Origin of the sequence: Nocardioides potassii, from assembly GCF_021648885.1 — a bacterium.
GTDB classification, from domain to species: Bacteria; Actinomycetota; Actinomycetes; order Propionibacteriales; family Nocardioidaceae; genus Nocardioides; species Nocardioides potassii.
The window spans coordinates 1-25,480 of record NZ_JAKJHZ010000005.1 but is presented as its reverse complement, the minus strand read 5'-3'; the positions used below and the strand labels follow the sequence as shown (position 1 = coordinate 25,480).

The window sequence follows — 25,480 nt, the reverse complement described above, 5'->3', positions numbered from 1 at the left end:
TCACCTGACCCCGCCGGCGAACTGGCTCGCGCCGAGCAGCTCGGAGCCCAGGAACCGACGTCCGATGGTGGCGAAGTCTTCCGGGCTGCCGGTGGTCGAGAACGTGTAGTCGGCCTCGCCACCCTCACGCATCAGCCCGGTGCGGGCCAGCATCTTGTAGACGTCCTTGGCGCACTCCTCGGCCGAGCTGACGAGGGTGACCTCGTCGCCCATCACGTAGGAGATGACGCCGGTCAGCAGCGGGTAGTGGGTGCAGCCGAGGATGAGGGTGTCGACGCCCGCGGCGGCCAGCGGGTCGAGGTACTCGTGGGCGGCGGCGAGCAGCTCGTCACCGCCGGTGATCCCCTGCTCCACGAAGTCCACGAAGCTCGGGCACGCACGGATGTGCAGGTCGAGGTGGGGCGCGGCGGCGAAGGCGTCGTCGTACGCCATCGAGCTGGCGGTGGCGCGGGTGCAGATGACGCCGACCTGCCGGTTGCGCGTGGCGGCCGCGGCTCGGCGAGCGGCCGGGAGGATGACCTCGACGACGGGTACGTCGTAGCGCTCGCGCGCGTCGCGCAGCATCGCGGCGCTGGCGGAGTTGCACGCGATCACCAGCGCCTTGACGCCCCGGTCGTAGAGGTGGTCGAGGCACTCGAGGGCGTACTCGCGGACCTCGCCGATCGGCTTCTGGCCGTAGGGCTGGCGTGCGGTGTCGCCGAGGTAGACGACCGACTCGTGCGGCAGCTGGTCGATCACCGAGCGCGCCACGGTGAGCCCGCCGAAGCCGGAGTCGAAGATGCCGATGGGGGCGTCGGCGCTCATCGGGCTGGGGGTCGGCACAGGCAGCAGGCTAGGCGCTGGACGGGCCGCCGGTCACGCCGTCCGCCGCGTCGACCCCGTCACACCGGCCGGTGCGGGTTAGGGTCGATCGGTGTCGAACCGCAGCCCGCTCGCCGCCCTGCTCGCCTCCGTCCTCGTCGTCCTCACTGGCACGCAGGCATGTGCCGCTGTGCCGTCCGACGACCGATCGGCTCCGGCCGAGCGTCGCGTCGTTCAGCGGGCGGATGCCGATTCGGTGATCGCCATCTCGATCGACGGGATGAGCGTCGCGGCGGTGCGCAAGCTCGGCCGCGAGCAGCTGCCCAACCTCTACCGCTTCATGCGCCAGGGCGCATCCACGATGAACGCGCGCACTGAGCGCGAGATGACGGTGACGCTGCCCAACCACACCGGGATGGTGACCGGCCGGCGGATCGATGCCTCCGCCGGAGGGCACGGCGTGACCTGGAACGACAACCGGCTCACCCCCGAGACGGTGCAGGAGGCCGCGGGGAGCGACGTGTCGTCGGTGTTCCGGGTCGTGGACGCCTCAGGCGGCTCCACGGCGCTCTTCGCCGCGAAGACCAAGTTCACCCTGTGGCAGCGCTCGTGGCCCGACGCGATCGACGTGACGACCATCGACGAGGACAACTCCGAGCTGGTCGACCGGTTCATCGCCGACCTCGGCACCGACCGGGACTTCCGCTTCCTGCACCTGTCGCCGCCGGACGTCGCGGGTCACGCCCACGGCTGGATGTCGAAGCCCTACCTGAAGGCGGTGCGGCAGGCTGACGCGCTGGTCGGCCGCGTCGTGAAGGCGGTCAACTCCGATCCCGTCCGCAAGGCGCGTACGACGATCCTGCTGACGAGCGACCACGGTGGACACGGCCCCGACCACAGCAACGCCCGCCTGCTCGACGACTACCGGATCGTGTTCATGGCGCGGGGCGCGGCCGCCGGCCGTGGGGTCGACCTCTACGCGATCAACCCGACCTACAAGGACCCGGGCACGAAGCGGACCACCTACGGCCTGCGTCGTCCTCCCGTGCGCAACGGGATGATCGCCAACCTCGCGCTCGACCTGCTCGACCTCCCTGCCGTGGAGGGCAGCGAGTTCGACGTCGACCAGGACCTGCGGCTCACTGCTCCGCCGGCCTGACCGCGCCGTCACCTCACCTTGGCCGCTTCCTGAGGGAGCGGCCAGGGGTTGAGCCGGCAACCGCCGGTGCCCTTGGACTGCTGCATCATCACCGGCGCCTTGCTCCCACGTCGGGGGCAGGACGCGTGCCCGAGCCCGAGCCAGTGGCCCGTCTCGTGGTTGACGACCAGGTGGCGGTAGTCGCGGATCGTCCGGCCGGACCGGTTCCACGCCGCGGAGGCGTGGCGCCAGCGGTACTGGTTGATGATCACGTACCGACCGACGCGGCACGACCACGACGCCGAGCAGCTCGGCGAGAAGCTCGGCACCGCCCCGGCCGAGGCCAGCACCAGCGTGAAGTCGCCACCCCGCCTCACCCGATGGAACTCGACGCCCCCCGCCCGCCAGCCACGCGGGTCGTCGTACGTCTCCTGCGCCTGGCGACGGAAGACCTCCATCGACGCGGTGACCTTGCCGCGGGTGATGACGGAGTACGTCACCACGCGACGCTCGGCCCGCTCCGCCACGTCGGCGTGCGCCGGGGCCGTCGCGAGGGTGGGCGCCAGCGCTGCGAGCACGACGAGGGCCACGCCAGTGGAGATGGCACCGCGGAGCATGGCCGTGAGCCTAGGCCCGACGAGGACCTCGACGAACGACCCGAGCAGGCCGTAGGGGCGGATCCGAATGGCACCGCGGCATCCTCCCAGGCGCGTCAGCCACTCGGAAGGACGACAGCTCCACTGACGGCCATTCGTCCGGCCAGCGGCACGGTGACGGGGGTCGACACCGCGCTCACCTGGACGGGCAGGTTCGCCCGGCTCGGTTTCACCACGTCGGCCACGAACGGAAGGTTCGCGTTCCGCGGAACCGACCGCAATGAGCACATCAAGGTCCAGGCGCCGAGGACGTATGACCGCGACATCGCGCTCGGCAGCGGCAACGACCTCTACGAGTCGAACAGCCTGGGCGGAAAGGCGACGCGGATCAAGGGCGACATCGGGCGCAACACCCTGCTGCTCGACCTCGGGAGCCACGACCGGGTACGCGCCGACCTGAGCCGTTCCCGGGTGACGGCCACCGAGGCGGGCGTCACGGACTCGATCCGCGTCAGGGACTTCAACCGCCTCATCGTGACCGCGAAGCGCGCCATCGTCATCGGCACCGATCGCACGGACTTCATCAGGGCCGCCGCCTGCCGGACGACGATCAAGGGAGAGAAGGGCGGGGACGACCTCTACGTCGACCACCAGATCAAGAGCTATCCCGCAGACTCCTTGACCCCGCCTCGGTGCTCCGACCACAAGGCCACGATCAACGGCGGCCCCGGCAACGACTTCATCACCGGGAACTACGGCGATGACCGCCTCATCGGCGGGCCTGGCGACGACACCGTCTATGGCAAGAAGGGGCGCGACGTGTGCCAGGGGGAGACGATTCGCGGATGCGAGCAGCGCATCTGACCTAGCAACAGGCGCGTCTTGTGTGCCCCCCGGCAGTGAGGTGGCAGCCGCGCCGTACCCCTCCCCGGACGGCCCGGCGGCCTGGCAACTGAGAACAGCACGCGGACGTGTCCACGTTCTCCGAAGAAGGATCGGAGACATCGTGGCCCCGTGCCGCGATGTCTGTCGTCCACGCAGACCAACGCCCCCGCCATGCCGTGCCGTGGCGGGGTGTGGGGCGGGGTCATCGTCGGAGTGGGGGTGGGATGCCGGGCGGGTCGTCGCTCAGGCACGGGTCAGGCCCGTCGATCGGTTCGATCGGGGTGGTGCCGGTGTGGTCGCGGCGGTAGCGGTGGCCGTGGGGCTGGTCCACTCGAGGACCCCGTTGGCGGTCATGGCGTAACGCCAGACCGTGTGGGTCTTGAGGCGGTGGTGGTGCCGGCACAGGGCTGCGAGGTTCCGGGTCGTCGTGGGGCCGGGTTGCGGTCTGCCTTCAGTCTCAGCCCTGTGGTCGAACGGGATGACGTGGTCGAGGTCGCATCTTCGGGCGGGTCGGGTGCACCACGGGAACACGCAGGTCTGGTCGCGCAGGATGACCTGGTCGCGGATCCGGTCCGGGATGTCGTACCCGGGTGCGGACAGGTCCGCGTTGAGGTCGACGACCGGCTTGACCGTGACCTTCGTGCGGGAGTCGCCGCACCAGGACTTCACTTGTTCGAGCAGCAGGAGCTTGCTGCGTTGCTCCATGCGGCCGGTGGGTCCGAACACCGTCTGGTCGCCAGCCATCGAGGCGTCGACGTGGACGTGGAGGACGACCTGACGCGCGGCCGGGAGGTCAGTTCCTTCGGTGGTTGAGGTGCGAGCGGAGCGAGCCTCGAAACCACCACCCCCACGCGCGAAGGCGAGGTCGACGGCGGTCTGGGTGCGGGCGAGATCACCGAGCGCCTTCGCGCGTCGCACGTCCAACGACTCCGTCGAACCCAACGCCTTCTGCTCGGCGGCCTTGTGCTTGAGGACGTGGTCGAGGTCGAGGGAGTCCGCGATACCGAGCTCGGCCTCCCACCGCATCGTCCCCGCGAAGTGCACGTCGTCATCGTGCAAGGTCACGTGACGCGGGTCCACGGACAGGTAGCCGTCCACGGGATCCGCTGCCGGGTCGGGGGCGGCGAGGTCGAACCGCTTGATCGTCTCGGCGACGAGGCGGTCGAGCTGCGCGGCACCGATCCGGCCGGCCACGGCGGCCACCTGGGCGTCGACGTGCGCTGCTGCCTCGCGGGTCAGCGAGGGTGTCGAGTGGATCGTGGTCTCGGCGACAAGCCGGGCCCGCCACGCCGGCACGCGGCCGGTGTGCACTTGTACCCACAGTCGTGGGAAGCGGTGGCGCAGCTCGAGGGCGTGACCGATGAGCTTCTTCGCCGCTGTGGTGGAGATGCCGAGGACGGTGCCGAGCTCGGCGACACAGAACTCCGCCACCAGCGGACAGCCGTCGCCGGCGATGGGTTCCTCGTGCTCACTCCCGCGGACCTCAAACGCGGCAGCGGTGTGGATGGTCTCGGGTGGGTGGAGGTCGGCCCACCGTGCGGCTATCTCCAGCAGGTCGGCGGCGGCGCGGTCCTCGGCAGTCTTGCGATCGCGGGCGAGCGCGAGCAGGTCGGAGGCGGTGAGGGCGTCTGCCTCACCTGCCCCGGGTCCTGCCAATGCATCGATCATGTGTTCGATTCTAGGCGAGGGCACCGACAGCCGGGTCGAGCGTCACAGGGTGGTTTCGAGGCTCGCTGCGCTCGCACGTCAACCACCGAGGACAGAGCTGGTTTCGAGGCTCGCTGCGCTCGCACCTCAACCACCGAGACCCCAGCGAGCAAGGGTCTCGACACGCCCGCCAGCGGGCGGGCTAGGCCCAGAGCTGGCCGTCGAGGCGGTCCTCGGCCTCGTCGACGGTGCCCTCGTAGGCGCCGGTGGAGAGGTACTTCCAGCCGCCGTCGCAGACGACGAAGGCGATGTCGGCGGGCTCGCCTGCCTTGACCGCCTTGGCGGCCTGGCCGAGGGCGGCGTGGAGGATGGCGCCGGTGGAGATGCCGGCGAAGATGCCCTCGAGCTCGAGGAGCTCGCGCACGCGGCGTACGGCGTCACGCGGCCCCACGGAGAAGCGCGAGTCGATGAGCGAGGCGTCGTAGAGCTCGGGGACGAAGCCCTCGTCGAGGTTGCGCAGGCCGTAGACGAGCTCGCCGTAGCGCGGCTCCGCGGCCACGATCCTCACGTCGGGCTTGGCCTCGCGGAAGAAGCGCGAGACGCCCATCAGCGTGCCGGTGGTGCCGAGGCCAGCGACGAAGTGGGTGATCGTCGGGAGGTCGGCGAGCAGCTCCGGGCCGGTGCCGTGCTGGTGGGCGAGGGCGTTCGCATCGTTGCCGTACTGGTAGAGCATCACCCAGTCCGGGTGCTCCCCCGCGATCTGCTTGGCGACGCGGACGGCCTCGTTGGAGCCGCCGGCGGCGGGCGAGGAGACGATCTCGGCGCCCCACATCCGCAACAGCTGGCGCCGTTCCTCCGAGGTGTTCTCCGGCATCACGCAGACGATGCGGTAGCCCTTGAGCTTGGCGGCCATCGCCAGCGAGATGCCGGTGTTGCCGCTGGTCGGCTCGAGGATCGTGCAGCCCGGACGTAGGGTGCCGTCGGCCTCGGCCTGCTCGATCATCCGCAGCGCCGGGCGGTCCTTGATGGAGCCCGTCGGGTTGCGGTCCTCCAGCTTGGCCCAGAGGCGTACGTCCTCGCTCGGCGACAGCCGCGGCAGGCCGACCAGGGGCGTGCCGCCCACCGAGTCGAGCAGGCTGTCGAAGCGCGTCACGCGATCAGCGCGCCCCGCCGGCCACGGCAGGGAGCACGACGACCTGGTCGCCGTCGCTGAGCGGCGCGTCGAGGCCGCCGATGAAGCGGACGTCCTCGTCGTTGACGTAGACGTTGACGAAGCGGCGCAGGTCGACCGAGCCGTCCTTGTCCTCCACGAGGCGACCCTTGATGCCGGGGTGGTTGCCCTCGAGGTCGTCGATCAGCTCGGACAGGCTGCCGCCCGTGCCCTCGACGGACTTCGCGCCGTCGGTGTAGGTGCGCAGGATGGTGGGGATCCGGACCTCGATGGCCATCAGGGGGTGCTCTTCTCTCCAGTCGTGATCGTGACCTCTTCCTCGGTCACGACTCCGTCGATGATTCTGTAGGACCTGAACTCCACGGGGCCCGGGCTATTCCCGTGCTCCCGTGTGCTGACGAGCACGTAGTGGGCGTGGGGCTCGCTGGCGAGCCCGATGTCCGTACGGCTGGGGTAGGCCTCGGTGGCCGTGTGGGAGTGGTAGACGACCACCGGCTCCTCGTCGCGGGCGTCCATGTCCTTGTAGAGGGCGAGCAGCTCGGTGGAGTCGAACTCGTAGAACGTCGGGCTCCCCGCGGCGTTGACCATCGGCACGAACCGCTCGGCGCGGTCGCTGCCCTCGGGGCCCGCCACGACGCCGCACGCCTCGTCGGGGTGGTCGCGCCTAGCGTGCGCCACGATGGCGTCGTAGATCTCCTGGGACAGGGTCAGCACACCGCCAAGCCTAGGCAGGCCGCCGATGCGCGCCTCACCGGTCTCACGACATAGTCTCGACGTCGAGAGAGATCGGGAGAAGCTGGATGTCGGTGTCGCAGGCGCAGGAGCCGTTGACGCGACGCGGCATACCCGTCGAGCGCGACCTGCGGGTCCTCGCGCTGGGCTCGTTCGCGAACCGCTTCGGCGCCGGCGCCGTGATGACGACCAGCGCCCTCTACTTCACCCGCCAGGTCGGGTTCTCGGCCGCCGAGGTGGCCCTGGCCCTGTCCGTCGCGGCGATCGTCGGCATCGTCGTCCAAGTGCCCGCCGGCCACCTCGGCGACACCCGCGGACCGCGGCGCGTGCTGACCTTCTTCATGGTCGGCGCCGCCCTGTGCAGCGCGCTGCCCGTCCTCGCCCGTACGCCGTGGCAGCTGGCGCTGCTGCTCGGGCTGCTCGCGCTCTTCGAGCGGTCGGCGGGCTCGGTCCAGCAGGGCGTCATCGCGCAGCTCGCCACGGGCGGTCGCGGCGTGCTCTTCAAGGCCTACCTGCGTGCCGTCACCAACACGGCCATCGGGCTCGGCTCGGTCTTCGGCGGCGCCGCGCTCGTCATCGACGAGTCGTGGGCCTACGTCTCGGTGTTCGTCCTCAACGCCGTCTTCACCGGTTTCGCCGCGTGGAACACCACCCGCCTGCCCGACCTGCCGGCGTACGTCCGCATCGAGGGCGAGCCGCGGCTCGCCGTGATCCGCGACTGGCCCTACGTCGTGATCGTCACCATCACCGGGCTCTTCTCGATTCACTTCTTCGTGATGGAGCTCGGCCTCGCGCTCTACATCTCCGAGCGCACCGCGGCGCCGCCGGTGATGGTCGCGATCCTGCTCGTCCTCAACACCGCCTGCGTCGCGCTCTTCCAGGTCCGCCTCTCCCGTCGTGCGGACTCCGTCCCGGCGGGCGCCCGGGCCCTCGTCCGCGGCGCGGTGTGGATCGCCGCCGGCTTCGCCATCGTGTCGCTGGCCGACCGTGGCAACGCGCCCGTCGCGATCGCGGTGCTGGTCATCGGCTCCCTCGTCCACGTCGTCGGCGAGATGATCGGCTCGGGTGGCCAGTGGGGCCTCCAGATGGGCCTCGCGCCGCACGAGCGCCAAGGCCAGTACCAGGGCTTCGCCGGCCTCGGCTTCAGCGTCATCGCCGTCGTCGGACCGCCGGTCGTCACGCTGCTCTGCGTCGAGATGGGCGAGACCGGCTGGCTCGTCCTGGCCGCGATGATGCTCGTGATCGCGGCGGTCTCGGTGCCCGCCTCCCGCTGGGCGCTGGCCTCGCGCGAGCGCTACGGCGTCGTGACGCACTCCGGCTGACTCAGACCCGGATCGCAGCAGGCAGTCCGTCGGAGAAGACCTCCGGGGTCTCGGGGAACGACTCGGACAGGCCGAGCGAGTGGCGTACGGCGGACCATGCGGCGGCGCACGCATCGAGCAGGTCGTCCTCGCCGAACCCGGAGCCGCGGAACCACGGCGGAGCGGCGATGCCGTGCGCGGCGAGCGCTTCCCGGCGGGCGCGTACGCCGTCAGGGTCCTTCTTGCTCGCGAGCACCGGGGAGCCGGCCATCCGCGCGAAGCTCAGCTCGGGGTGCACCTCGACCACCTCGACGCCCGGCCGGCCGCGCACCCAGGCGTCGACCTGGAGGACCTTCTCGCGCAGGGCGTAGGCCTGGGCGCTGACGCTCGTGCCGCCGGTGGCGGCGACGTTGGCCGCCCGCCCGTCGGCGTAGGTCGGGGCCTCGAGCGCGACGCGTGTGGGCGTGGAGAAGAGGGAGGACGCCTTGCCGACGAGCTCGCGCCTGGCCTCGGCGTCCGCGCGGCGGCCACCGGCGTCGGGCAGGCCGATCGGGATGTCGATCCCGACGACCGCGACGTCGTACGTCTCGCGCACGAGGGCGACGAGCGAGGCGATGGTGTCGGCCGTGAAGACCGAGGTCCGCCGAGCGGGGTCGACCACCACGCCCACCCAGCCGCCCTTGCACGCGTCGACGCCCAGCACGGGCGCGTCGGGGGCGAGCACCGGCGGCGGCTCGTCGTCGTCCTGACCGGACGGCGCGACGAACCGCGCCTCGCGCTCGCCGCTCGTCGCTGCGTCGATCCGCTCGAGCATGAGGGCAGACATCGGCGGCAGCGACGACAACGGCCACCAGCGCACGTCGCTCGACTCGTCGTCGGCGACGTGGGCCTCGCCCTCGAGCCAGGTGCAGGCGAAGGTGAGGTCGAGGTAGGCCGCGCGGTCGCCGTTGTCGTACACCACCTCGGGGTGCACCGAGGTCGAGGCGAGTCGGTCGACGCGGATCCGCACGCCCGTCTCCTCCATCGCCTCGCGGGCGGCGGTGACGGCCGGTTCCTCGCCCGGGTCCGCGATCCCGGTGACGGGCGTCCACGCGCCGTTGTCGGCGCGCCGGACGAGCAGCACCTCGTCGCCACGGGTGATCACGGCGGTGACGCCCGGCATCCACATCAGGTCGTGGCCGATCTTGCGCCGCATCTCGACGACGAAGTCGGGGACGGGACTCACGCGGGACTCACGAGGTGAGCGCCTCGACGAGCGTCTCCTGGAGGTAACCGACCCACTCGTAGATGTCGTGCGCCTGGGCGCGCGGGTCGTCGTCGGGCAGCGAGTGCCAGTACTCCTCGTCGCCGGCCTCGACGCCGAGGCGGGTGGCCAGCGCGAGCCGGATGTCGGTGAAGGCGCGCATCCAGGTCTCGGCCTCGCCCGAGGTGAGCTCGACGTCGATCACGAGGCCCTCCTCGGTGAGCTCGGGCGGCAGCCCGGCGTCCTCGAGGGTGTCGATCACCAGGCCGGAGGCGGCCGCCTTGCCGTCGCGCAGGCCGCCCTCGGTGAAGCGGCGGAAGTCCGAGGCCGCCTCCTCGTCGTCGGGGTACGCGGTCGGGAACAGCCGCGCGAGCACCGGGTCCTCGGGCGGCGAGGTGGCGCCGGAGAACTCGGCCATCAGCGCCTCGAACGCGTCCGCGGTCGGAGCCGCCGGCTCGGCGCGCTCGTTGCGGAGCAGCTCGACCATCTGCGAGGCCAGGGACCGCAACAGGTCGGCCTCGAACCCCGAGAAGGTGGCGATGACGCGGTCGGACTTGCGATGGTGCTCGAACCCGCTCACGTCAGGGCCACCTCACATGGACTCACGTGGCCTTCTCCATCGTCGCCCAGAGCCCGTACTCGTGCATCGCCTGCACGTCGCGCTCCATCTCCTCGCGGGTGCCGGTCGAGACCGCGGACTTGCCCTCGGTGTGCACCTCGAGCATCAGCTTCTCGGCCTTGGCCTTGTCGTAGCCGAAGTACTTCTGGAAGACGAAGGAGACGTAGGACATGAGGTTGACCGGGTCGTCCCAGACGAGCGTCACCCAGGGCTTGGCCAGGAAGGTGATCTCGTCAGGGGTGAGGGTCGGCTCGACCTCGACGGGACTGGCGGCTGACACCCACCCATCGTGGCACAGTGGCGTACGTGACCGGGACAACCCATGCCTCGACCGCCCTCCTGATCGACCACTACGAGCTGACCATGGTGCAGGCCGCGCGCCACTCGGGCACCGCGGACCGCCGCTCCGTCTTCGAGCTCTTCCCGCGGCGCCTGCCGGCGGGACGGCGGTACGGCGTCGTGGCGGGCGTCGGCCGGGCGCTCGACGCGATCGAGGCGTTCCGCTTCGACCCCGCGGCGATCGCCGCGCTGGAGGGGGTGGTCGATCCCGACATGCTCGACTGGCTGGCGTCGTACCGCTTCACGGGTGACGTGTGGGGCTACGCCGAGGGCGAGGCCTACTTCCCGCACTCCCCCCTGCTCGTCGTCGAGGGCACGTTCGCCGAGGCGGTGCTGCTCGAGACCGTGCTGCTGTCGATCTACAACCACGACTCGGCGATCGCGTCGGCCGCCTCGCGGATGACCCTCGCCGCGGGCGAGCGGCCGTGCATCGAGATGGGCTCGCGCCGCACGCACGAGCAGGCGGCCGTGGCCGCCGCGCGGGCGGCCTACGTCGCCGGCTTCGACGCGAGCAGCAACCTCGCCGCGCGGGCGGCGTACGGCGTCCCGTCGACCGGGACCGCCGCCCACTCCTTCACCCTGCTGCACGACGAGGAGACCGACGCGTTCCGCGCGCAGGTGCAGACGCTGGGAGTGGGGACGACGCTCCTGGTCGACACCTACGACGTCGCCGAGGCCGTACGACGCGCAGTCGAGGTCGCGGGCACCGAGCTCGGCGCCGTCCGGCTCGACTCCGGTGACCTCGGGCTGGTCGCGCGCGACGTCCGCGCTCAGCTGGACTCCCTCGGCGCCACCCGCACCAGGATCGTGGTGACGAGCGACCTCGACGAGTTCGCGATCGCCGCGCTCGCAGCGGCACCGGTGGACGCCTACGGGGTCGGCACCCAGCTGGTCACCGGATCGGGCCACCCGACCTGCGGGTTCGTCTACAAGCTGGTCGCCCGCGAGGGCGAGGACGGCGAGCTGGTGTCGGTGGCCAAGAAGTCGACGGACAAGGTGTCGGTCGGCGGGCGGAAGTACGCCCTGCGCCGCCTCTCCCCCGGCGGCACCGCCCAGGCCGAGGTGCTCGGCATCGGCGAGGCACCCGCCGACGACGGGGACGACCGCTCGCTCCTGGTCCCGCTGGTGCGCGACGGCGAGGTCGTCGGTCGCGCCACGCTCGACGAGGCCCGCGCGCGCCACCGTGCCTCCCTCGCCGAGCTCCCGCGCGCGATCACCCAGATGTCGGCCGGGGAGGCCGTGATCCCGACGGTCTTCGAGCAGTAACCTCGCTCCATGGCACGGGCACTGATCGTGGTCGACGTCCAGAACGACTTCTGCGAGGGCGGGTCGCTCCCGGTGACCGGTGGCGCGCGCGTCGCCGCGGACATCAGCGACCTGCTGCACCGCTGGCACTCGAAGGACGCCGACGGCCCGGACTACGACGTCGTGGTCGCCACCAAGGACCACCACGTCGACCCCGGTGCGCACTGGTCGGTCAAGCCCGACTTCGCCGAGTCGTGGCCGGTCCACTGCAAGGTGGGCTCCGAGGGGGCGGGCTTCCACCCCAACCTCGACCCGCAGCCCTTCGACGAGGTCTTCTACAAGGGCGAGCACGCCGCGGCCTACTCCGGCTTCGAGGGGCGTACGGCGACGGGCGAGCCGCTCGCCGACTGGCTCCGGGCGAGGAGCGTCGTCGAGGTCGACGTCTGCGGCATCGCGACCGACCACTGCGTGCGGGCGACCGCGCTGGACAGCGCGAGCGAGGGCTTCGCGACCCGGGTGCTCACCGCGCTGAGCGCCGGCGTGGCCGAGGAGACCACGGCTGCCGCGCTCACCGAGCTGAGCGGCGCCGGCGTCGAGATCGCCTAGCGGCGCGCGTCGGGTCTCAGCACCACTTCTCGACCACCGTGCGCAGCACCTTCACCGTACGGGCGGTGCCCTGCCCCAGCGCCTTGAACTCCTTGCCGGAGAGCAGCCTCGAGGTGTGGATGTCGCCGTCGAGCAGGACGTAGGCGGCGCGGCCGTCGACCACCACGGTCTCCCCGTCGTGATCGAGGGCGTGCACGGCCGTCGTCGTCGCGGCCGTCGGCGCGGCCGGGTAGAGCGTCACGTAGTGCTGCCCGGACGGGTCGTGCTCGGCGTGCAGCTCGTCGGCGCGCGCGGTCAGCGCTGCCAGGTCGGCGGTGGTGAAGACGACCGTCGGCACCTCGAACCCCGCCTCGGCGGCGTACGCCTCCTCGAGTGCTGCCTGCACCTTCGCGACCGAGCGCGCCGAGTGCGTCAGCCGGACGTTGCCGGTGTTGATGTAGGTCTCCACGTCGGACCCGCCGGCGGCCTCGGTGGCCCGGATGATCGCGTCCTTGGGGAACTTGCGCTTCGCGCCGAGGTTGATGGCGCGCAGGAACGCTACATAGGTGGGCACGCGCCCAGTATCAGCGCTTGCACTGGCTCGGCGGCGTCACCGTGGGGTCGAAGACGTGACCGGGCGGCTTGATCGCCGACCCGTCGGGCGACTCCTTCATCGTCATCGCCCAGTAGCCGACCCGCTTGTCGAGGGTGGCCCTCTCGGCGGGAGCAACCTTCTTCCACATGCCGGCGACGTCGATGCCGACCTCGATGAGGTGCCCGTGCGGCTCGATCGTGGCCGTGGCCTCGGTGTCGTACGGCAGCGAGGGGACCGACTCGAAGAGGCCCATCGGCAGGCCGGCGATGACGTCCTTGTAGCCGAGGGCGACCGTCACGTCCTCGCCGTCGGCCGAGACCGCGCGGCCCTGCGTGAGCGCCCACGACGGGTCGAGGTCGCGCGGCAGCGCCCAGGTGCGGGCGGCGTCGTCGGTGATGTCGGCCCAGCAGTCGTTGGCCACCGGCCCCCACTTCTCGCTGTTGAAGTAGACGCGGTCGTTGACGACCAGGTAGTCGATCTGCTGGGCGTTGCCGTCGAGCACGGTGTCCATCGAGATCTCGCTGTAGCCCAGGGACGGGCTGTAGCGGGCGTCGAGGTCGAGGACGCGCTTGCCGCCCTTCTCGGGGCTCTTGGTCAGCATCTGGCCGTGCCACTCGACGATGCCCATCTTGTCGACGGTGCCGACCATCGTGCTCAGCTTCTCGCCGAGCAGCTCGGGGCCCTTGGTCTCGCCCTCGGCGGCAGCGCCAGAGCCGCCGCACCCGGTCAGGGCCAGGAGCGCGCCGGCGGCCAGCGCTGCGGCCGGGGCGGCGTTCATGCGACGGGTCACGGGGATCCCCTTGGAGTGCGGGTGGAGCGAGCACGGTGCTCGATTTCGAAGGGTAGGACTTCGTCAAGGAACCTGTCAGAGAAACCGAACATCTGCCTCAGGACGCCATCCACTGACGCGCCGCCACGACGACCTCCTCGGTCAGCTCGGCGACCAGCGAGGAGCCCAGGCGCCAGTGCTGCCAGTAGAGCGCGACCTCCGGCCGCCGGCCGGGCACCAGCTCGACCAGGTCGCCCCGGTCGAGCTCCAGGGTGACGTCCGACTCGGGGAGCAGGCCCCACCCCATCCCCACCCTGATCGCGCGGTCGAACTCGCGGACCGACGGGAGGTAGGTGACCGGCGGGGCGAGGTGGCGTCGCGTGACCCGGCGCACGAAGTCGTGCTGCAGCGAGTCGTTGCGGTCGAAGGCGACGATCGGCGCCTCCGCGAGCGTGGCGGTGCCGACCCCGTCGGCGAAGTGGCGGGCGTGGAACTCCCGCGTCGCGACCGCGGCGTACCGCAGCCGGCCCAGGCGCACCACGCGGCAGCCGGGCACCGGCTTGGGCTCCCCCGTGATCGCCGCCATCACCTCGCCCCGGCGGAGCCGTTCCGCGGTGCGGGTGTGGTCCTCGCGGACCACCTCGAACACCACGCGGTGCCGGGTCTGCACCTCGGCGAGCGCGTCGACGAACCAGCCGTAGAGGGCGTCCGCGTTCACCGCGATGGGCAGGGAGGTGTACGACGTCCCCGCGTCGTCGGCCTCCTCGACGAGCTCCGCGACGGCCTCGCGCTCGAGCAGCTCGGTCTGCGTGGCCAGCCGCACCAGCACGAGACCGGCCTCCGTCGGCTCGAGCGGCTTGACCCGGTGCAGCAGGACGCGACCGATCCGGGTCTCCAGCGCCTTGATCCGCTGGCTCACTGCGGAGGGGGTGACGTGAAGGTCGCGGGCGGCGGCCTCGAAGGTGCCGAGCCGGACCGCGACGGCGAGTGTGCGCAGGGCCACAGGGTCGAGCTGGGTGACGTCTTTCATACTAAGAGATGCTAATGATTCCTCAGAATCGTTCGCTGGATTGCGGGATTCGCGCGTCCTACCGTTGACGGCATGTTCCAGGTTGCTCTCACCGGTCTCCTCACCGGTCTCGCTCTCATCGTCGCCGTCGGCGCGCAGAACGCCTTCCTGCTGCGGCAGGGCATCCGCGGCCAGCAGGTGCTGCCCATCGTGCTGACCTGCCTGCTCTCCGACGTGGTAGCGATCACCGCCGGCGTCTTCGGCCTCGGCGTCGTCCTGGAGCGCTGGCCGTCGGTGCTGCCGGTGGCGCAGGTGCTGGGCGGGCTCTACCTGATCGCCTTCGGCGTGCACGCGGCGATGCGCGCGTGGCGTCCGGGCGCCCTCGATGCGGGCGACGGTGCGGCGATGTCGACCGGCCGGGCGATCCTCCTCACCCTGGCGCTGACCTGGCTCAACCCGCACTTCTACCTCGACGCGGTGCTGATGCTGGGCACCGTGGCGAACAGCTTCGGCAGCGACCGCTGGTGGTTCCTGGCGGGCACGCTCGTCGCGAGCCTGCTGTGGTTCTTCGGCCTGGGGTACGGCGCCCGGCTGCTGCGCGGGCTCTTCGCCCGGCCGGCCGCCTGGCGGGTGCTCGACTCGGGCATCGCGGTGGTGATGGGCGCCCTCGGGATCGGCCTCCTCGCGCACTGAGCGAGCTCGAGCTGGAGATGCATAGGTTTCCTATGTAGTCTGGAGGGCGTGACCACCCCTCTGCCCACCCTCGCCAGCGACCTCGTGGTGCTGGCGGCACGGCTGAGCCGAGCGGTCAGGCGCGAGCTCGAGCACCCCGCGGGCGCCCGGGCCCTGTCGCTCCTCGACGAGCTCGGGCCGACGGGTGTCACCGCGCTGGCGTCCGCGGATCGCTGCAGCCAGCCGACCATGACCGCGACGGTGAAGTCCCTGCTCGAGCAGGGCCTCGTCGACCGCCGGCCGCACCCCACCGACGGGCGGGCACAGGTCGTCGCCCTCACCGCGGCGGGGCGCGACGAGCTGTCCCGCATCCGCCGCGCCAACGCCGAGCTGGTCCTGGACCGGCTCGCCGCCACCCGCCACAGCGCCGAGGAGGTCGCGACCGCCGTCGCGGTGCTCCGGGACGTCCTCGACCTGCGACCCGACCCCACCTCGCAGGAGGACACCACCTCGTGAACCGCTCCACCGCCGCCACCCCGCACACCCCCGACCAGCCCTCGATCCTGCGCCAGCCCCGCGCCGTCTGGGCCGTGGCCTTCGCCTGCGTCATCGCCTTCATGGGCATCGGCCTCGTCGACCCGATCCTCAAGGAGATCGCCGCGCAGCTCGACGCCACGCCGAGCCAGGTCTCGCTGCTCTTCACCAGCTACATGGCGATCATGGGCGTCTCGATGCTCGTCACCGGCGTCGTCTCCAGCCGCATCGGCCCCAAGCGGACGCTGCTGGCCGGGCTCGCGCTGATCATCGTCTCCGCCGGCCTCGCCGGCCTGTCCGACAGCGTCGGCGCCGTGATCGGCTTCCGCGCCGGCTGGGGCCTCGGCAACGCGCTCTTCGTCGCCACGGCCCTCGCCACGATCGTGAGCGCCTCCGCCGGGCCCGTGGGCCAGGCGATCATCCTCTTCGAGGCGGCCCTCGGCCTCGGCATCGCGTCCGGCCCGCTCATCGGCGGGGTCCTCGGCCAGGTGTCGTGGCGCGGCCCCTTCTTCGGCGTCTCCGTGCTGATGACGATCGCGCTGGTGGCCACCGCCTTCTTCCTCCCGTCCACCCCTCCTGCCGGACGGCCGACGTCGCTGCTCGACCCGTTCCGCGCACTGCGCCACCGGGCGCTGCTGCTCCTCGCCCTGGTCGCGATCTTCTACAACCTCGGCTTCTTCACCCTGATGGCCGCCGGGCCCTTCGCGCTGCCGACGTACTCGATCATGGGGATCGGCTGGACGTTCTTCGGCTGGGGGCTGCTCCTCGCCCTCACCTCGGTGTGGCTCGCCCCCGTCCTGCAGCGCCGGTTCGGCACGCTGCCGACCCTGACCGCCGTGCTCGCGCTCTTCGCGCTCGACCTCGCTGTCATGGCGCTCGGGGCGGCGCACGAGCCGGTCGTGACGGCGGGCATCGTCGTCGCCGGTGCGTTCCTGGGTGTCACCAACACCCTCGTCACCGAGGCCGTGATGGGTTCGGCTCCGGTCGAGCGCCCCGTCGCCTCGGCGGCGTACTCCTTCGTCCGCTTCACCGGTGGCGCGGTGGGTCCGTTCGTGGCCCTCAAGCTCGCCGAGCGCATCGACCTGCACGCCCCGTTCTGGTTCGGCGCGGCCGCCGTGGCGATCGGCGTCGCGATCGTCGCGCTCGGCTCGCGGACCATCGCGACCGCCCTCGGCTCGGCCCCGGACACGCACGGCGTCACGGAGGCGCAGAGCGAGCTGGTCGGCGACCTGGCCTGAGGTCAGGTCGCGAAGGCCAGGTCGTTCTCGGCGAGCGCCTCGCCCAGCCTCGCGAGGGCGATCGGTCCGACGCCGTGCATGGCCGCGAGCCGCTCCTCCGAGTACGCCGCCACCTGCTCGAGCGTGGTGACGCCGGCCTCCCGCAGCGCGCGGGTCGCCGGCGCGCCGATGCTCCGGGGCAGCGGCGTGCCCGTCGCCCGCGGCGCGCGCACCCGCGGCTCCGCGAGCCCGGCGTCGACGACCGCCTCGCCGCGCGGCGACAGCAGGTAGCCGATCGCCAGCGACTCGGTCAGCCCGAGCTCCTTGAGCTTGCGCACGTCCTTCTTGAAGTCCTGCGTCTCGCGACCGACCTGCGCGGCCAGGTCGGGCGCGCGCACCGCGGGGTTGAGGTCGATCAGGTCGAGCGTCTCCCGCGTCCAGGCGCCGTACGACGACGACGCGTCGAGGCGGTCGAGCCGCGCGAGGATCGAGGCGATCTCGTCGGCGTCCGGAACCGCGGACCGCAGCGCCTCGCGCGGGTCGGGGCCGGCGTACGCCAGGCCGATGCGCCAGGCCGGGTCGGACGACCGCGCCGCCAGCGCCTCCTTCAGCGCGGCCAGCGACGGTGCCCCCGCCCGGCGCGCGTCCTCGGCCTTCAGTCGGCTCACGGAGACCTCCTCGACCGAGGTCACCTCGATGAGCCCGACGCCCGTGCGCATCCGGGTCCCCACGACGACCCGCGGCCGCGCCCAGCGCCGGAACGCCAGGTCGATCGTGCCGGCCCTGATCGCGGCCAGCTCGGCCGGACGGATCATCATGCGGAGAACCTACAAGTTGCCGCGGGCGTCCTGCTCGCGCTCGATGGCCTCGAAGAGCGCCTTGAAGTTGCCCTTGCCGAAGCCGAGGGACCCGTGGCGCTCGATCAGCTCGAAGAACACCGTCGGGCGGTCGCCGAGCGGCTTGGTGAAGATCTGCAGCAGGTAGCCGTCCTCGTCACGGTCGACCAGGATGCCGCGCTTCTGCAGCTCCTCGATCGGCACGCGGACCTCGCCGATGCGCGCGCGGAGCTCGGGGTCCTCGTAGTAGGAGTCAGGCGTGTTGAGGAACTCGACGCCGTTGGCGCGCAGGGCGTCCACGCTGGCGATGATGTCGCCGGTCGCGACCGCGAGGTGCTGGGCGCCGGGGCCGTCGTAGAACTCGAGGTACTCGTCGATCTGCGACTTCTTCTTCGCCACGGCGGGCTCGTTGAGCGGGAACTTCACGCGGTGGTTGCCGTTGGCGACCACCTTCGACATCAGCGCGGAGTAGTCGGTGGCGATGTCGTCACCGATGAACTCGGCCATGTTCACGAAGCCCATGACCCGGTTGTAGAAGCCGACCCACTCGTCCATCCGGCCGAGCTCGACGTTGCCGACGATGTGGTCGAGGGCCTGGAAGAGGCGCTTGGGCTGGCCGTCCTTCTTCTCCCAGCGCGACGCGGTGGCCTCGTAGCCGGGGAGGTAGGGCCCGGCGTAGGCGACACCGTCGACGGTGCGCTGGACGAGGGTGTGGCGGGTGTCGCCGTAGGTCGCGATGGCGGCGATCCGCACCGAGCCGTGCTGGTCGGTGACGGTCTCGGGCTCGCGCAGGACGGTCGCACCGGCCTTGCGGGCCTGGGCGATGCACTGGTCGACGTCGGGGACCTCGAGGGCGATGTCGACGACGCCGTCGCCGTGCTTGGCGTGGTGCGCGATCAGCGGGCTGTCCGGCGAGACGGCGCCGCTGACGACGAACTTGATCGAGCCGGACTTGAGCACGAACGACTTGTGGTCGCGGGTGCCGTTCTCGGGGCCGGCGTAGGCGATGAGCTCCATCCCCCACGCGGAGGCGTAGTAGTGCGCGGCCTGGGTGGCGTTGCCGACCACGAAGCAGATCGCGTCCCACCCGGTGACCGGGAACGGGTCGGAGTCGGCGTCGTACTCCACGAGGCCGACGAGCTGGCGCAGCTGCTCCAGCGAGAGGTCGGCCTTCATCTCGTCCACGGTCAGGGCGCCACCGGTCGAGGCGATGTCAGTCGTCATGGCCTCACCCTGCCCAAGGCGACGCAAGGTGTGCAACAGTACGACGAAACGTTGAGCAGATTGCACAGTCGAGAGGACGCAGATGGACGAGATCGACAGCAAGCTGATCGAGATCTTCGCTGCTGAGCCGCGCCTCGGGGTCCTCGAGGCGAGCCGTCGCCTCGGCATCGCGCGCGGCACCGTGCAGGCGCGGCTCGACAAGCTCACCGCGGCCGGCGTGATCACCGGGTGGGGACCCGACCTCTCCCCCGAGGCGATCGGCTTCCCGGTGATGGCGTTCCTGACCCTCGAGATCCGGCAGGGCTCCGGCGGCTCTGTCGGCCACGAGGCGGTGGCGGCACACCTCGCGGCGATCCCCGAGGTGCTGGAGGCCTACACGATCACCGGCGTCGGCGACATGTGGGCACGCGTGGTCGCGCGCTCCAACGCCGACCTCCAACGGGTGATCGACCAGGTGCTCACCGAGCCGGGCATCGACCGGTCCACCACGGTGATCGCCCTCGCCACCCAGATCCCGCACCGGGTCGTCCCGCTCGCGCGGGCCGCGGTCGGCCGGGGGGTCACCTGAGCCGCTCGCCCACCTCGCGGGCTGCGGCGAGGACCTGGGGTGCCACGACGTCCTCGTCGATCGCGTCGTCGAGCGTGACCACCCCGACGCTCGCCCGGAGGCCGTCGACGCCGCGCACCGGCGCGGCCAGGCCGCGGGCCCCGCTCTGCAGCTCACCGCTCGTGACGGCGTACGACGGCTCGTCGACCTCGAGCAGCGCGATGGCCTTGCCGGCCGCACCCTGCGCCAGCGAGTGGCGGGCGCCGACGCGGTAGGACACGTGGAAGTCGGTCCACGTCGGCTCGACGACCGCCAGCGCGAGCGCCTCGTCGCCGTCGGCGACGGTGAGGTGCGCCGTCGACCCGAGCGACTCCGCGAGCGAGCGGAGCACCGGCATCGCGAGGTCGCGCAGCAGCGGCTGCACGGCGCTCGCGAGGTGGAGCACGCCGAGCCCGACGAACAGCCGCGAGCGGGCGTCGCGGCGGACCAGGCCGTTCTGCTCGAGGGTGCTGATCAACCGGTAGACGACCGTGCGGTTGACCTGGAGCCGGCCGGACAGCTCGGTGACGGTGAGCCCCTCCGGGCTGTCGGCCAGCACCCGCAGCACCCGGAGGCCGCGGTCCAGTGTCTGGGAGGTCTCCGAGGGCACGGGAACGAGCCTAGCGACGAGCGAGGTCGGGCGAGGAGTCTCAGGACGTCTGCTTGACCGCCCACTCGCGGATGCGGTTGATCCGCTCGGCGAGCTGCTCGGCGTTGGCGACCGCGGCGGGCGGGCCGCCGCACTCCTTGCGCAGCGCGGCGTGGGTGATCCCGTGTGCCTGGCCCGTCCGGTGGTGCCATGCCGCGACGAGCCCGTTGAGCTCGCGACGCAGCACACCGAGCTGCTGGTGGGTGCTGAGCTGCTCGACTGAGTCGACGACGCGGTCCCCCGTGCCCTCGCTCGTACGACGCCGGGCGCGCTCGCTCTGCCGCGAGTGCAGCAGCTCGCGCACCTGGTCGGGCTCGAGGAGGCCGGGGATGCCGAGGAAGTCCATCTCCTCCTCGGAGCCGACGTGCACCTCGCCCGAGTGACCGAACTGCGCGCCCTCGTAGAGGACGTGGTCGAACGACGCGGTCGAGCCGAGCGCCTCCCACGACATCTCCAGCTCGCCGGAGGCGCTGTCCTCGGCGTTGGCGGCGGCGAGCAGCCCCTCCTCCGCGGCGAAGATGTCGCCCTCGTCGTTGACGCGGCGGCCCAGCACGTGGTCGCGCTGCGCCTCCATGTCGGAGGCGAACTCCAGCAGGTGCGGCACCGACGGCAGGAACACCGACGCGGTCTCGCCACGCGAGCGGGCGCGCACGAAGCGGCCGACCGCCTGCGCGAAGAACAGCGGCGTCGAGGTGGTGGTCGCCCAGACGCCGACCGCCAGCCGCGGCACGTCGACGCCCTCGGACACCATCCGGACCGCCACCATCCAGCGCTTGTCGCCGGCCGAGTAGGTCGCGATCTTCTTCGACGCGCCCTTCTCGTCCGAGAGGACCACGGTCGGCGCCTCGCCGGTGATCTTCTTCAGCAGCGCGGCGTAGGCGCGGGCGGAGTCCTGGTCGCTGGCGATGACCATCCCGCCGGCGTCGGGCACGTGGCGTCGTACCTCCGAGAGGCGCGTGTCGGCCGCCTCCAGCACCGCCGGCATCCACGACCCCTGCGGGTCGAGCGCGGTCCGCAGCGCCTGGGCGTGCATGTCCTTGGTGAGCGGCTCCCCCAGCCGTGCGACGACCTCGTCGCCGGCCCGGGTGCGCCACTGCATCTCGCCGGAGTAGGCCATGAACAGCACCGGGCGCACGACGTGGTCGGCGAGGGCGTGCGCGTAGCCGTAGGTGAAGTCCGCGCTGGACGTCGGGATGCCGTCGTCCCCGGGCACGTAGGTGACGAACGGGATCGGGTTGATGTCCGAGCGGAACGGCGTCCCGGTCAGTGCGAGCCGGCGGGTGGCGGGGTCGAAGGCCTCGCGCACCCCGTCGCCCCACGACAGCGCGTCGCCGGCGTGGTGGATCTCGTCGAGGATCACCAGCGTCTTGAACCGCTCCGTGCGGATCCGCATCGCGAGCGGGTTCACCGCGACACCGGCGTAGGTCACCGCGATGCCGACGTAGTCGTCGGACGTGCGGCCCTTGCCGGCGCTGTAGGCCGGGTCGATCGGGATCCCGGCCCGGGCCGCGGCCTCGGCCCACTGGGTCTTGAGGTGCTCGGTGGGCGCGACGACCGTGATCCGGTCGACCACCCGGCGGCTGAGCAGGTCGGCCGCGACGGTCAGCGCGAAGGTCGTCTTGCCGGCGCCGGGCGTGGCGACGGCCAGGAAGTCACGCGGCTGACGGGCGCGGTAGTCGTCGACCGCGGCCTGCTGCCACGCACGGAGCGAGGGCGCCGTGCCCCACGCGGCCCGGTCGGGCCACGCGGGGGGCAGGGGCGCGTCGGGGCGCCCCGTCACGCCTCGGGACCCGAGCCGTCCGAGCCGTCTCCACCGGGCTTCATCTGCTCCCAGATCTCCTTGCACTCCGGGCATACCGGGAACTTCTCCGGAGCACGCGAGGGCACCCAGACCTTGCCGCACAGCGCGATCACGGGAGTGCCCATGACCATCGCCTCGGTGAGCTTGTCCTTCGGCACGTAGTGGGAGAACCGCTCGTGGTCACCCTCGTCGGTCGGGACCGTCTGACGCTCTTCGATCGTCTGGCTGCCCGGCGAGAATCCGATGGTGCTCATGATGGGAGAGCCTAACGCGCGGGTCAGTTCAGGTCGGGATCGACGGGGCGGTTCGCGTGCCAGGCGAGCATCCCCGGCTGACGCTTCATCACGTCGCGTCGCAGGCTGGTGGTGTCGACCCGGAACGCGTCCCCGGCCTCCGAGGTGACGACGTACCAGCTGCCCTCGTCGACCTCGCCGTCGAGCTGGCCCGCACCCCAGCCGGCGTAGCCGGCGAAGACGCGCATGGCGCTGAGCGAGCCGTCGACGAGCTCCGTCGGGGTGTCGAGGTCGACCATGCCCAGCAGGCCCGCGACGGGACGCCAGCCGACGGGCGGGTCGTCGGGGCGCCGGAGCCGGGCCACCGCGAGCGCGCCGTCGGTGCCGACCGGTCCGCCGCGGAAGAGCACCTCGGGCTCGGCCACCACGTCACGCCACGGCTCGAGCACGTCGGCGACCAGGACCTGGGACGGCCGGTTGAGCACGACCCCGAGCGCGCCGTCGTCGTTGACGTCGAGCAGCAGCACGACCGTGTCGACGAAGTTGGGGTCCTGCAGTGCCGGCGTCGCGACCAGCAGCATCCCCGATGCGAGCTGCATGCCGTCCACCATGGCAGAACGACCCTCAAGCTGCGAGGACCGCCCGGATCCTGCGGACCAGCGAGGTCGGGCCGTCGGCGACGGCCGAGGTGCGTCGCGGCCTCCGCCCGGGGACGTACGACGTCCGCGCACCGGCCTCGATCGACCGGCCCACCCGCTGGGCGGCGGCGCCGGGTGCGCTGGCGCGGCCGGCCATCAGGGCGAGCATCTCGTGCTCCTTCGCAGTGGCGACGGCCATCGCACGGAACATCTCGGGACTGGTGGGGTGCTCGACGTGGTGGTCGAGGACCGCCCGGACCCCGGGCAGGTCCTCGGCGGTGGCGAGCCAGGCGAGGGCGACGGCGCCCTCGAGGTCGAGGGGCTGGTCGCTCAGGTGCCGCTCGACCTGGCCGGCCAGGCGGGTGTGCCAGCGCAGCTGGAGCGCGCCGAGGAGCGAGAGCTCGTCGCCGAAGGTCTCGGCGACGCCCTCGACGTCCATCGGCAGGAGGACGGGAGTGTCGGCGTCCGGGCGGGCGAGGGTGCGCTCGTCGAGGGTGCGGATGACGTCGCGCAGCACGTCGGCGCGACGGTGGTGGGACGTCCAGGTCATGGGGTCTCCTCAAATGACATACCGAAGGTACGTACTTCAAGTATGGCCAGCGCCCACACCGCGTTCAAACCCGTCCGGCGTGAGTCGGCTCACTAGGGTGCCCCCATGAGGTCCCGATGAGAAGCAGGCGGCAGCGCTACTCCGACTCCACGAAGCGCGCGCTCGTCGACGTGGCAGAGACGCTGTTCACCGAGCACGGCTACTCCGCGACCTCCCTCGACGCGATCGTCGCGGGTGCCGACGTCACCAAGGGCGCGCTCTACCACCACTTCAGCGGCAAGCAGGCGATCTTCGAGGCGGTGTTCGACCGCATCGAGTCCCGTGCGACCGAGAGCATCGGCCGGGCCACCGAGGGGCACGCGGACCCGTGGGAGAAGGCCACCGCGGGGCTGCACGCCTTCCTCGAGGTCGTCCAGGAGCCGGGCTACCGGCAGGTCGTGATCTCCGACGGCCCGGCCGTGCTGGGGCTCGAGCGCTACCGCGAGCGCGAGGAGGGGTCGGCGTACGCCCTCGTGGACGAGGTCGTGCGGTCGGTCCTGGCCCGCGACGAGTGGGCGCTCGACGAGCAGATGCTCGACACCTTCACCCGCATCTTCTTCGGCGCGATGTCGGCCGCCGGCAGCTCGGTGGCCGTGAGCGACGACCCGGTGGCCGCCGCCGCCCGGGTCGACACCGCCATCGGCATCATCATGGAAGGACTGCGCCACCTCGTCGAGAGCGGCGCAGCCGGGAGCGCTACTTCGCGAACGTGACGTTGCCGTTGACCTGCGGCACGAGCTCGATCCACACGTGGCCGGCAGGGACGGTGAGCTCGCCCGACTTGGTCGACAGCTCGATCGCGCCGGTCAGGCCGTCCTTCTTCCACGTGCCGCGGACGACACGACCGCCGTGGAAGAGCATCGCCGGACCCGTCCCCTCGAACTTGGTCTCCGGCACCGGGTAGCCCGCGGGGTCCTTGTATCCGGCGTCGCCGACCTTGACCCGCATGACGAGGACCGAGTCGGCCGGGAACTGGTCGCCCTGCGCTGCATACGAGTCGGTGTTGACGTAGCCGCCCTTCTGGAACGCCCACGTCGTCGAGTGGCCGCCGAAGTCGGCGGTCAGCGTGCTGGCCTTGGCGCCCTTCGGGAGGTCGTCCTCGGTGCCCCACGGCAGGTAGGGCGGCGGCTCCTCCTTGGCCTTGAGGCGCTTGGAGATGTCGGCCAAGTGGGCGAAGAGGTTGTACGGCGCCGAGCGCGAGCTGTCGCGGTAGACACCGGCGGCGCCCTCGGTGATCCACGGGATCCCGGCGCCGTTGATCCGCTTGATGGTGATGGCCGCGGCACCGCTGGTCACCACGGTCGCACCCTCGGGGACGATGCTGATGTCGCTCGCGCGCATCGATCGCACGGGCCCGATGTCGGCCGGCACCTTCGAGTAGTAGAAGGCCGCGAGGCGGGTGTAGCCGCCCTCGACGAGCTCCTCGACGATCATGTCGGCCGAGCCGAGGCCGACCTGGGGCGCGCTGGACGACGTGTTGTCGACCTTGGTCACGATCACCGGGTGCTGGGGGGCCTTCCCGGTCTGCTCGAGGCCGGTCAGCGGCCAGTACACGGGCTCCGGCGGCTCGCTCGTCGCCGAGGACGTCGGCTCCGACGGCGTCGACCCACCCGGGGGCTCCTCCTCGTCCCCACCGCCGCAGCCGGCGAGCAGGAGAGAGGCCGCGACGAGCGCGGCGACAGAGGTGGTGAGGCGGTGACGCACGGGGGAACTCCTTGCGAGCGGGGGGTTGCCTTGAAAGTGTGGGGGCGGGGGGCCCCCCCCCCCGGGGGGGGCCCCCCCCCGGGGGGGGGGCGGGCCCCCACACCCCACACGGGGCCGGGCAG

Annotated in this window: 30 protein-coding genes; 10 read left to right on the top strand and 20 right to left on the bottom strand. The window is 71.7% G+C overall.

Annotation, left to right across the window (positions count from 1 at the left end; all coding sequences use genetic code 11):
* Complete coding sequence (gene murI / locus L2K70_RS04435; RefSeq protein WP_236401528.1) at nucleotides 1–804, bottom strand: glutamate racemase; 804 nt, start codon at nucleotides 802–804, stop codon at nucleotides 1–3.
* 109 nt (nucleotides 805–913) lie between these two features.
* Between murI and L2K70_RS04430 the strand changes: the two genes are divergently transcribed.
* Nucleotides 914–1,960, top strand: a complete 1,047-nt coding sequence (locus L2K70_RS04430; protein ID WP_236399603.1) for an alkaline phosphatase family protein — start codon at nucleotides 914–916, stop codon at nucleotides 1,958–1,960.
* 8 nt (nucleotides 1,961–1,968) lie between these two features.
* Here the strand turns inward: L2K70_RS04430 and L2K70_RS04425 are convergent, their stop codons facing one another.
* Complete coding sequence (locus L2K70_RS04425; protein WP_236399600.1) at nucleotides 1,969–2,556, bottom strand: DUF3152 domain-containing protein; 588 nt, start codon at nucleotides 2,554–2,556, stop codon at nucleotides 1,969–1,971.
* Nucleotides 2,557–2,709: 153 nt separating this feature from the next.
* Between L2K70_RS04425 and L2K70_RS21550 the strand changes: the two genes are divergently transcribed.
* Nucleotides 2,710–3,399, top strand: a complete 690-nt coding sequence (locus tag L2K70_RS21550; RefSeq protein ID WP_236399597.1) for a hypothetical protein — start codon at nucleotides 2,710–2,712, stop codon at nucleotides 3,397–3,399.
* A gap of 264 nt (nucleotides 3,400–3,663) precedes the next feature.
* Here L2K70_RS21550 and L2K70_RS04415 read toward each other — a convergent pair whose 3' ends face one another.
* The 4 genes from L2K70_RS04415 to L2K70_RS04400 form a co-directional block, all read right to left on the bottom strand.
* Nucleotides 3,664–5,088: an HNH endonuclease signature motif containing protein gene (locus L2K70_RS04415; RefSeq protein ID WP_236399594.1), complete on the bottom strand. Its 1,425-nt coding sequence runs from the start codon at nucleotides 5,086–5,088 to the stop codon at nucleotides 3,664–3,666.
* Between the two features lie 181 nt (nucleotides 5,089–5,269).
* Nucleotides 5,270–6,220 (bottom strand): PLP-dependent cysteine synthase family protein, encoded by a 951-nt coding sequence (locus tag L2K70_RS04410; RefSeq protein WP_236399591.1) that lies wholly within the window; start codon nucleotides 6,218–6,220, stop codon nucleotides 5,270–5,272.
* Between the two features lie 4 nt (nucleotides 6,221–6,224).
* On the bottom strand, nucleotides 6,225–6,515 hold the full coding sequence (locus tag L2K70_RS04405) for a MoaD/ThiS family protein (protein WP_236399588.1): 291 nt from the start codon (nucleotides 6,513–6,515) through the stop codon (nucleotides 6,225–6,227).
* Nucleotides 6,515–6,952, bottom strand: a complete 438-nt coding sequence (locus L2K70_RS04400; protein WP_236399585.1) for a M67 family metallopeptidase — start codon at nucleotides 6,950–6,952, stop codon at nucleotides 6,515–6,517. Before L2K70_RS04400 ends, L2K70_RS04405 begins: the two co-directional genes overlap by 1 nt.
* An 86-nt stretch (nucleotides 6,953–7,038) precedes the next feature.
* On the opposite strand from L2K70_RS04400, the gene L2K70_RS04395 reads away from it, so the two are divergent.
* A complete protein-coding gene (locus tag L2K70_RS04395) occupies nucleotides 7,039–8,292 on the top strand; it encodes an MFS transporter (protein ID WP_236399582.1) in 1,254 nt (417 codons plus the stop codon).
* A 1-nt stretch (nucleotide 8,293) separates the two neighbouring features.
* On the opposite strand, the gene L2K70_RS04390 is transcribed toward L2K70_RS04395, so the two are convergent.
* From L2K70_RS04390 to clpS, 3 genes are read right to left on the bottom strand one after another with little or no spacing between them, the layout of a single operon-like run.
* Nucleotides 8,294–9,496, bottom strand: a complete 1,203-nt coding sequence (locus tag L2K70_RS04390) for a DUF429 domain-containing protein (protein ID WP_236399579.1) — start codon at nucleotides 9,494–9,496, stop codon at nucleotides 8,294–8,296.
* Nucleotides 9,497–9,503: 7 nt separating this feature from the next.
* On the bottom strand, nucleotides 9,504–10,094 hold the full coding sequence (locus L2K70_RS04385) for a DUF2017 domain-containing protein (RefSeq protein WP_236399576.1): 591 nt from the start codon (nucleotides 10,092–10,094) through the stop codon (nucleotides 9,504–9,506).
* 22 nt (nucleotides 10,095–10,116) lie between these two features.
* Nucleotides 10,117–10,413, bottom strand: a complete 297-nt coding sequence (clpS, locus tag L2K70_RS04380) for an ATP-dependent Clp protease adapter ClpS (RefSeq protein WP_236399573.1) — start codon at nucleotides 10,411–10,413, stop codon at nucleotides 10,117–10,119.
* A gap of 26 nt (nucleotides 10,414–10,439) precedes the next feature.
* Here clpS and L2K70_RS04375 point away from each other — a divergent pair, with 26 nt between their 5' ends.
* Together L2K70_RS04375 and L2K70_RS04370 are read left to right on the top strand one after the other, a co-directional pair.
* The gene (locus L2K70_RS04375) at nucleotides 10,440–11,738 is read left to right on the top strand and encodes a nicotinate phosphoribosyltransferase (protein WP_308195728.1); all 1,299 of its coding nucleotides are present in this window, start codon (nucleotides 10,440–10,442) and stop codon (nucleotides 11,736–11,738) included.
* Between the two features lie 9 nt (nucleotides 11,739–11,747).
* Nucleotides 11,748–12,323, top strand: a complete 576-nt coding sequence (locus tag L2K70_RS04370) for an isochorismatase family protein (RefSeq protein WP_236399570.1) — start codon at nucleotides 11,748–11,750, stop codon at nucleotides 12,321–12,323.
* Nucleotides 12,324–12,339: 16 nt separating this feature from the next.
* On the opposite strand, the gene L2K70_RS04365 is transcribed toward L2K70_RS04370, so the two are convergent.
* The 3 genes from L2K70_RS04365 to L2K70_RS04355 form a co-directional block, all read right to left on the bottom strand.
* Nucleotides 12,340–12,876, bottom strand: a complete 537-nt coding sequence (locus L2K70_RS04365; protein ID WP_236399568.1) for a DUF1697 domain-containing protein — start codon at nucleotides 12,874–12,876, stop codon at nucleotides 12,340–12,342.
* Between the two features lie 10 nt (nucleotides 12,877–12,886).
* On the bottom strand, nucleotides 12,887–13,687 hold the full coding sequence (locus L2K70_RS04360; RefSeq protein ID WP_236399564.1) for a hypothetical protein: 801 nt from the start codon (nucleotides 13,685–13,687) through the stop codon (nucleotides 12,887–12,889).
* A gap of 97 nt (nucleotides 13,688–13,784) precedes the next feature.
* Entirely contained in the window at nucleotides 13,785–14,696 is a 912-nt protein-coding gene (locus L2K70_RS04355; RefSeq protein WP_236399561.1) for a LysR family transcriptional regulator ArgP, read from the bottom strand.
* Nucleotides 14,697–14,768: 72 nt separating this feature from the next.
* On the opposite strand from L2K70_RS04355, the gene L2K70_RS04350 reads away from it, so the two are divergent.
* The 3 genes from L2K70_RS04350 to L2K70_RS04340 are packed head-to-tail and all read left to right on the top strand — an operon-like array spanning nucleotide 14,769 to nucleotide 17,119.
* A complete protein-coding gene (locus tag L2K70_RS04350; protein WP_236399558.1) occupies nucleotides 14,769–15,368 on the top strand; it encodes a LysE/ArgO family amino acid transporter in 600 nt (199 codons plus the stop codon).
* A 48-nt stretch (nucleotides 15,369–15,416) separates the two neighbouring features.
* Complete coding sequence (locus L2K70_RS04345; protein ID WP_236399555.1) at nucleotides 15,417–15,863, top strand: MarR family winged helix-turn-helix transcriptional regulator; 447 nt, start codon at nucleotides 15,417–15,419, stop codon at nucleotides 15,861–15,863.
* Nucleotides 15,860–17,119 carry an MFS transporter gene (locus L2K70_RS04340; protein WP_236399553.1) on the top strand — a complete coding sequence of 420 codons (1,260 nt, stop codon included), beginning with the start codon at nucleotides 15,860–15,862 and terminating at the stop codon, nucleotides 17,117–17,119. Before L2K70_RS04345 ends, L2K70_RS04340 begins: the two co-directional genes overlap by 4 nt.
* 2 nt (nucleotides 17,120–17,121) lie before the next feature.
* Here L2K70_RS04340 and L2K70_RS04335 read toward each other — a convergent pair whose 3' ends face one another.
* Together L2K70_RS04335 and hppD are read right to left on the bottom strand one after the other, a co-directional pair.
* Complete coding sequence (locus tag L2K70_RS04335; protein ID WP_236399549.1) at nucleotides 17,122–17,916, bottom strand: hypothetical protein; 795 nt, start codon at nucleotides 17,914–17,916, stop codon at nucleotides 17,122–17,124.
* A gap of 9 nt (nucleotides 17,917–17,925) precedes the next feature.
* Nucleotides 17,926–19,158 (bottom strand): 4-hydroxyphenylpyruvate dioxygenase, encoded by a 1,233-nt coding sequence (gene hppD / locus L2K70_RS04330; RefSeq protein ID WP_236399546.1) that lies wholly within the window; start codon nucleotides 19,156–19,158, stop codon nucleotides 17,926–17,928.
* Between the two features lie 82 nt (nucleotides 19,159–19,240).
* Between hppD and L2K70_RS04325 the strand changes: the two genes are divergently transcribed.
* Nucleotides 19,241–19,726 carry an Lrp/AsnC family transcriptional regulator gene (locus L2K70_RS04325; protein WP_236399542.1) on the top strand — a complete coding sequence of 162 codons (486 nt, stop codon included), beginning with the start codon at nucleotides 19,241–19,243 and terminating at the stop codon, nucleotides 19,724–19,726.
* On the opposite strand, the gene L2K70_RS04320 is transcribed toward L2K70_RS04325, so the two are convergent.
* From L2K70_RS04320 to L2K70_RS04300, 5 genes are read right to left on the bottom strand one after another with little or no spacing between them, the layout of a single operon-like run.
* Nucleotides 19,719–20,354 carry an IclR family transcriptional regulator gene (locus L2K70_RS04320; RefSeq protein ID WP_236399539.1) on the bottom strand — a complete coding sequence of 212 codons (636 nt, stop codon included), beginning with the start codon at nucleotides 20,352–20,354 and terminating at the stop codon, nucleotides 19,719–19,721. The two genes, L2K70_RS04325 and L2K70_RS04320, sit on opposite strands and share 8 nt — an antisense overlap.
* A gap of 40 nt (nucleotides 20,355–20,394) precedes the next feature.
* Nucleotides 20,395–22,173: a DEAD/DEAH box helicase gene (locus L2K70_RS04315; RefSeq protein WP_236399536.1), complete on the bottom strand. Its 1,779-nt coding sequence runs from the start codon at nucleotides 22,171–22,173 to the stop codon at nucleotides 20,395–20,397.
* A complete protein-coding gene (locus L2K70_RS04310; protein ID WP_236399533.1) occupies nucleotides 22,170–22,448 on the bottom strand; it encodes a DUF3039 domain-containing protein in 279 nt (92 codons plus the stop codon). The genes L2K70_RS04315 and L2K70_RS04310 overlap by 4 nt, the downstream gene beginning before the upstream one ends.
* Before the next feature lie 23 nt (nucleotides 22,449–22,471).
* The gene (locus L2K70_RS04305) at nucleotides 22,472–23,026 is read right to left on the bottom strand and encodes a YqgE/AlgH family protein (RefSeq protein WP_236399530.1); all 555 of its coding nucleotides are present in this window, start codon (nucleotides 23,024–23,026) and stop codon (nucleotides 22,472–22,474) included.
* Nucleotides 23,027–23,051: 25 nt separating this feature from the next.
* Complete coding sequence (locus L2K70_RS04300; RefSeq protein ID WP_236399527.1) at nucleotides 23,052–23,615, bottom strand: hypothetical protein; 564 nt, start codon at nucleotides 23,613–23,615, stop codon at nucleotides 23,052–23,054.
* A 116-nt stretch (nucleotides 23,616–23,731) separates the two neighbouring features.
* Between L2K70_RS04300 and L2K70_RS04295 the strand changes: the two genes are divergently transcribed.
* Entirely contained in the window at nucleotides 23,732–24,367 is a 636-nt protein-coding gene (locus L2K70_RS04295) for a TetR/AcrR family transcriptional regulator (protein WP_236399525.1), read from the top strand.
* Here the strand turns inward: L2K70_RS04295 and L2K70_RS04290 are convergent.
* A complete protein-coding gene (locus tag L2K70_RS04290; RefSeq protein WP_236399522.1) occupies nucleotides 24,351–25,358 on the bottom strand; it encodes a DUF3048 domain-containing protein in 1,008 nt (335 codons plus the stop codon). The two genes, L2K70_RS04295 and L2K70_RS04290, sit on opposite strands and share 17 nt — an antisense overlap.
* Nucleotides 25,359–25,480: the final 122 nt, after the last annotated feature.